4 protein-coding genes and 1 pseudogene are annotated in these 6,534 nt (G+C 63.0%); all 5 read right to left on the reverse strand.

All coding sequences use genetic code 11. The features are described from left to right. Positions 1-244 (reverse strand): annotated as a pseudogene (locus CKO23_RS23485) (hypothetical protein); the annotation flags it as partial. Positions 245-392: 148 nt separating this feature from the next. Next, entirely contained in the window at positions 393-1,706 is a 1,314-nt protein-coding gene (locus CKO23_RS23490; RefSeq protein WP_200335771.1) for a replication-associated recombination protein A, read from the reverse strand. Positions 1,707-1,712: 6 nt separating this feature from the next. After that, positions 1,713-2,405, reverse strand: a complete 693-nt coding sequence (gene lolA / locus CKO23_RS23495; protein WP_242482693.1) for an outer membrane lipoprotein chaperone LolA — start codon at positions 2,403-2,405, stop codon at positions 1,713-1,715. A gap of 131 nt (positions 2,406-2,536) precedes the next feature. Then, complete coding sequence (locus tag CKO23_RS23500) at positions 2,537-5,080, reverse strand: DNA translocase FtsK (RefSeq protein ID WP_200335779.1); 2,544 nt, start codon at positions 5,078-5,080, stop codon at positions 2,537-2,539. Between the two features lie 388 nt (positions 5,081-5,468). After that, on the reverse strand, positions 5,469-5,681 hold the full coding sequence (locus tag CKO23_RS23505; protein WP_207168675.1) for a cold-shock protein: 213 nt from the start codon (positions 5,679-5,681) through the stop codon (positions 5,469-5,471). Between the last annotated feature and the right edge of the window lie 853 nt (positions 5,682-6,534).

Genomic DNA, 6,534 nt, shown 5'->3' on the forward strand with positions numbered 1-6,534 from the left:
ATTGGTAGCGCTTGGGGCGCAAGACAATCAAAATGGTGTATTCACCCAAGGACACATGGCGCAGCGTTATCTCTTGACTCAACCCGTAAGGATGATCAATGGGCTTTCCGCAACGGTGACAGTGCGTGCCTTCCAGGATGCTATGAACAAAGATCTTGAGCGTTCTGGCCCCTTCCACCACAATCCGATCAATGGCGATATCGGGTAGGTTCAACAGCACCCGGATGGTCTCTTTGTCAAGCATCATAATCAACAGCGTTCGAATTGGGTTTTGACGGAAACTGGCTCTCAAGCCACTGTTTTATAAGATATCACAACCCCAGGAGATCCGGGAGAGCCTCATTTTTGCGTGTCCGGGGTGCTGCCACTCAAGCACGCTCATTCGCCCAACATCATTGCGGTTCGGTCTTTCCCGCCGCCTGGTCGAGCGCCGCAAGATGCGCCAGCTTCTCGCGAATGCGGATCTCAAGGCCACGGTCGACCGGGGCGTAGTAGCGCCGCTCACCCAACGCATCGGGGAGATAGCGCTCGCCAGCGGCATAGGCCTCCGGCTCGTCATGGGCATAGCGATAGGCGCGGCCGTGACCAAGCGCCTTCATCAGCTTGGTTGGCGCATTGCGCAGATGCACGGGCACATCGAGCGAGCCGGATGAGCGGGCGTCCGCCAGTGCGGCGTTCCAGGCCGTGTAGACGGCGTTGCTCTTGGCGGCGCAGGCCATGTAGACGGCCGCCTGAGCCAGGGCCAGCTCACCCTCGGGCGATCCCAGACGTTCCTGGGCCTGCCAGGCGTTCATGGCGAGATCGAGCGCCCTGGGGTCGGCGTTGCCGATGTCCTCGCTGGCCATGCGCACCAGGCGGCGAGCGATGTAGAGCGGGTCGCAGCCAGCGTCGATCATACGCGCCAGCCAGTAGAGCGCGCCGTCCGGACTGGAGCCGCGAATCGACTTGTGCAGGGCCGAGATCTGGTCGTAGAAGATGTCCCCGCCCTTGTCGAAACGCCGCACCGACGCGGCCGAGACCTCGGCCACGACGGAGACCTCGATCCGACCATCGATTGCGATCTGAGCCGCCAGCTCGAGCAGATTCAGGGCACGGCGCGCGTCACCGTCCGCCGCCTTCGCCAACAGGCGGACCGCCTCTTCCGCCAGTGTCAGTCCTTGCGCTCCAAGCCCAAGCTGCGAATCGGCGAGCGCCCGCGTCAAGACCTGAACGAGATCATCCTCCGTCAGCGACTGGAGGACGTAGACGCGCGCACGCGAGAGGAGCGCGTTATTCAGCGAGAACGAGGGGTTCTCGGTCGTCGCGCCGATGAAGGTCAGGGTGCCGTTCTCGACGTGCGGCAGGAAGGCATCCTGCTGACTCTTGTTGAAACGATGGACCTCATCGATGAAGAGGACGGTGCCCTTGCCGTCCATCGCGCGGATCGCCTTGGCCTGGGCGACCGCCTCGCGGATCTCCTTGACCCCGGCGAGCACGGCCGAGAGGGTGAGGAAGTGCGCGCCGGACTGCCCGGAGACGAGCCGAGCCAGGGTGGTCTTGCCCGTGCCTGGCGGCCCCCAGAAGATCATGGAGTGGAGCCGGCCGGAGTCGATGGCCTGCCGCAGCGGCTTGCCGGCGGCAATGAGATGCGCCTGGCCGGCGAAGCCCGCGAGGCTGGTCGGACGCATCCGATCCGCGAGGGGGGCGTCCTCCGGTGCGCGAGCCATCGTCGTCTAGTCGAACTGAAGGAAGTCGTCGACCGCGCGCTGATCGATCTTGAAGAGACTCGGTTCGAGGTCGACGTTGCGCTGAGTGCCGGTGAAGTTCAGCCGTGTCTCCTGACCGAAGCTGTCCTGCATGATGAGGCTGTCCAGGGTCGCCTTGCCGAAGCCGATCTCGATCTTGACCACATCGGAATCCTTCGCCTTGGGAATCAACTCGACCCAGTCGCGGCCGTCGCTGCTCTCGATGGCGCGGACCTGAAAGTGCTTCTCGATCGGGTCCGCACTGGCAAGCAGCAGCGCCGGCGTTCCACGCAGGGCCTTGCTCTGACTCTGATGCGAGACCTGCTTCAGCTCCAGGTCATGCAGATAGACACGCTTGCCGTCCGCGATAATGACCTGCCTGTTCGGTCGGTCATACTCCCAGCGAAAGCGTCCCGGACGTTGCAGATACAGGGTTCCGGCCGCCTCCGACATCTGACTGTGGTCGGCATTGAAGGTGTATTGCTGGAAGTCGGCCTTGAGGCTGTCGAGGCCGGCGAGATAGTCATTGATGCGTTTCGTCCCGTCGAAGGCAAAGGCGAAGCCGCTCCAGAGGATGCAGAGCGCGGACGCCAGCAGCCAGGCGGCAGGCCGGGAGACAGCCCGCCCGGCCCGCATCCGGGCGATTGGCGACGTCGGGAGAAAAGGGCTAGGAAAGCGCATAGGAATCCTGTTAAGAGGGTTATGGACCAAGCGAGAAGACAGTGGATTTCGGCAGAAGTGCCCCGCACCGGATGCCCTGACAACTGACAACTAGCACCTGACAACTAGCACCTGACAACTGACAACGCTCATCAATCATCCACGGGCGGCGGCGCCAGCACCTCGCGATTGCCATTGGTCTCCGCCGAGCCGACGATGCCGATACGCTCCATCTCCTCCACCATGCGAGCGGCGCGGTTGTAGCCGATCTTGAGGCGACGCTGCACACCGGAGATGGACGCGCGACGGCTCTCGATGACGAATTGGACGGCTTCGTCGAACAAGGGATCGCTGTCTTCCACCTCGCCACGCGGCTCTGGGTCGATGCCGGGCAGCGACTCGGTCGGCTCACGCAGAACGTCGTGGATATAGTCCGCCTCACCGTAGTGGGTCTTCAGGAAGTCCACGACCTGATGGACCTCATGATCGTCCACGAAGGCGCCATGGACGCGCTGCGGAATATTGCTGGAGGGCGGCATGTAGAGCATGTCCCCATGCCCCAGCAACTGCTCGGCCCCCATCTGATCGAGGATGGTGCGGGAGTCGATCCGAGAGGAGACCTGGAAGGCGACGCGGGTCGGGATGTTGGCCTTGATCAAACCGGTCAGCACGTCGACCGAGGGTCGCTGGGTCGCGAGCAGCAGATGGATGCCGGATGCCCGCGCCTTCTGCGCAAGCCGGGCGATCAACTCCTCCACCTTCTTGCCGACCACCATCATCATGTCGGCCAGCTCGTCGATGATGACGACGATATAGGGCAGATGACCGAGCGCGGGAGCCTCACCGCCAGACGCCAAGAGGTCTTCCTGGCTGACGGTGGGATCCGGGATGGGTGTTCCGGCCTCCGCGGCCTCCGCGACGCGCCGATTGTAGCCAGCGATATTGCGCACCCCGAGCTTTGCCATGAGCCGGTAGCGCCGCTCCATCTCGCCCACACACCAGCGCAAGGCGTTGGCCGCCTCCTTCATGTCCGTGACGACAGGGGTCAGCAGATGCGGAATACCCTCGTAGACCGAGAGTTCCAGCATCTTGGGATCGACCATGATGAGGCGCACGTCCTCGGGGCCGGACTTGTAGAGCAGGCTCAGGATCAGTGCGTTGATCGCCACCGACTTGCCGGATCCGGTCGTGCCCGCGATCAGCGCGTGCGGCATGCGGGCGAGGTCCGACACCACGGGCAGACCCGAGATATTGGTTCCCATGCCGAGGGTCAGAGGCGAGGTGGAATCTTGGTAGGCCGGCGAGTCGAAGATCTCGCGCAGGAAGACGGTCTCGCGCTGCTTGTTGGGGATCTCGATGCCGATCACGGACTTGCCTGGGATGATCTCGACGACACGCACGCTCACGGTCGTCAGGGCACGCGCAAGGTCCCGTGCCAGACCCGTGATCTTGCTGGCCTTGATGCCGGGGGCCAGGCGCAGCTCGAAGAGCGTGACCACTGGGCCGGGATAGACGGCGACGACCTCGACCTCGACGCCGAAATCGGCAAGGTTGGTCTCGACCTGTCGCGAGAGCTCCTCGAGCTTCTCGGGCGAATAGCCGCCACCGCTGCGCCGTGGAAGGTCCAGCAGATCCAGTGGCGGACGCGGTGTCTCGCCCGGCACGGCGGCACGCCGCTTGACCTCGGGTTTCGAAGTTGGCGGAACGGCCTTCGCGCCGTCCCGACTGGACTGAGGCAGCACATCTCTCAGACCACCCGCGACCTCCTTCAGCGCAGCACCGGCATTGCGCATGAGTCCGGCTTTTGGCGCCTGTGGCCGTTCGACCGGCTCGGGATCGGGCGCCGCCTTGGCCGGGGCTGGATCCGCCAGGGCGTCCTGAACGGCTTGCGGCAGCTGGCTCGCGGAGCGCCGCGCCTTGGGTTTGCGAGCCCTGGGATCATCCTCGGCAGCCGGACTCGGCAACACCGCCGACGCCGGATCGAGGAGTTTGAGCGCCTTCGGCAGGCCATCCGGGTAAGCCTCCTTCTCGGAGCGCTGCCGCACATGCTTGGAGGACAGTCCGCCGACCATCCCCTTGAAGCCCTGCAAGATCGCAGTCGCGCCCTGCAAGACAGCGGCACCGATCCCATCCATCAGCTTGACCCAGGAGATCCCGAAAAACAGGGTCAGACTCACCAACAAACCGCCGGACAGCAGCAGATTCGCCCCGGTCGGATTGAAGGCATTGAGCATGCGACTGCTCACCAATAGCCCCAAGCCGCCCGCCGCCCCGTTGGGTAGATAGCCTCCGTGGCTGGCAAAGTGAATGGAGACGAAGCCACAACCAGCCGCCAGGGTCACCAGGAAGCCAACCCAGCGCAACGACAGGACCCAGGTCTTGGCACCCGGATCCTCGCCCGGACCGCGGAACACCAGCCAGGCGCTCCACGCCACCATAAAGGGGAGCAGATAGGCGAAGTAGCCGAAGAGGTAGAGCGTGACGTCCGCGAACCAGGCGCCGGTGCGTCCGCCCGCGTTGGCCGCCTGCGTTGCCTCACCGACATAGGACCAGCCGGGATCCTGCGGGGAGTAGCTCACGAGCGAAAGTGCGAGATAAATGGCAACGCATATCAGTGTCCACATCGAGCCCTCGCGCAGCGCGCGCTCGACCTGGTCACTGAAACTGAGTTGTCCGTAGCGGGTTGCTTGTGCCATGCGCTCCTCCAAATGTTCTACGGCATTATAGTCTTACAGAACATTTTTCGCGCGAATTCCCGGCGCTGGGCGACAGAGCGGCCGACGACGGCTCCAAGCGCCCTAGCTGACTCGAAACACAGCGGAAAAACGCACGGCAGCGCGCGACGCGAGGTCTCGACCGCTGGAGCCGCAGCGAGCGTTGCGAGAGCCTGAAGGCATCATCACGACGATCAGGAAGGCACAGCGCACTAAGCCCCGACAGATGGACGAGGCGACTGGGGCACCCTCAATGGCTTCGGCGCTTGAGAATCGGCGACCCGAAGAGCGCGGGGCGATTCGCACACCACTCGAATGGCGAGCTGATTGAACGCCGAGCCGGCATCCAATCAGCCGCTCCCCGAAGGGATCAAGACGGAGTGACGTTCTCCGCCTGCGGGCCTTTCGGTCCCTGGGTGACCTCCATGGTCACGCGCTGCCCCTCCATGAGGGTGCGACGTCCACCGCCATTGATGGCGCTGTAATGAACGAACACATCCTTACCCCCTTCGCGCTCAATGAATCCATAACCCTTCTCATCATTGAACCACTTGACTGTTCCAGAAACCACTTCACCTGCCATAACAACCTCATCACATAAAACACACCAACCTAGGTTGGTATTTCAATGACCCGGCTCATCGACTTGAACCGGCATCATACCCCCCTCGTTGCCGAGCGGAATTCCCTTGAACCCTCTCCCATCCTCCCCTGCCGACACAGAGGGTCAGTCAACAGCGCGCCCCATCCCGCCGTCCTGTCCAGTCGCATGACCGAATGGACAGAATCGCACGGCAACCAGACTCAGCACTCGCCGTTCTCGGGCACAGCTGTGCCGCTTAGATGCGTCACGACGAGAGAGACAAGTCGATCGCCCGACCGATGCGCGACCAGATGAAAACCGCGTGTGGATCACCGCGCGCGGTTCTATTCGGAACGGTCGACGGGTAAGGAGGGCGAGGAGGATGGGATGGAGAGCGTCTATTATGTCAATGCGCGCCCGATCACTGCGCACGTAGCGATCGTCAGCGCGGCGGAGTTCCTACTCCTGAAATCTCATTGCGATCATTGATGAAGATGAATGGATTATAACCCAGAAATGGCGCCTGAAAACGGGGTTCGCGCGAGAAAGGCGGGGCAGTGCCCGAGCGCCAAACGTCTAAGGCGAACTCCGGGAATAACTTGGTCCAAAAAGGGGCCTTGGTCATCAGCCGGACCGGTAGGGTGGACGAGCGAGAGCGAAGTCCACCGAATCCCGCGCCATTGTTAGTGGACTGCGCTGCGCTTGCCCATACGGAAAACGACTGGCACCGGGTGGCCGCGGGTGCTTATGCACCCGCGGCTCCCACAGATCCGGACGTGCGGGACTACCGCATCCGGCTCCTCGGTTGAGCAGTCGCTACGCGACATAGTTGCTATGAACGACACGTGCGGGC

The organism is Thiocystis violacea (genome assembly GCF_016583565.1).
GTDB lineage: Bacteria > Pseudomonadota > Gammaproteobacteria > Chromatiales > Chromatiaceae > Thiorhodococcus > Thiorhodococcus violaceus_A.

What these genes read in the sequence shown, in the direction of transcription:
- CKO23_RS23490 (WP_200335771.1), bottom strand. Translation starts at nt 1,706, where the DNA reads ATGGCTCGCGCACCGGAGGACGCCCCCCTCGCGGATCGGATGCGTCCG.
- CKO23_RS23500 (WP_200335779.1), bottom strand. Translation starts at nt 5,080, where the DNA reads ATGGCACAAGCAACCCGCTACGGACAACTCAGTTTCAGTGACCAGGTC.
- CKO23_RS23505 (WP_207168675.1), bottom strand. Translation starts at nt 5,681, where the DNA reads ATGGCAGGTGAAGTGGTTTCTGGAACAGTCAAGTGGTTCAATGATGAG.
- lolA (WP_242482693.1), bottom strand. Translation starts at nt 2,405, where the DNA reads ATGCGCTTTCCTAGCCCTTTTCTCCCGACGTCGCCAATCGCCCGGATG.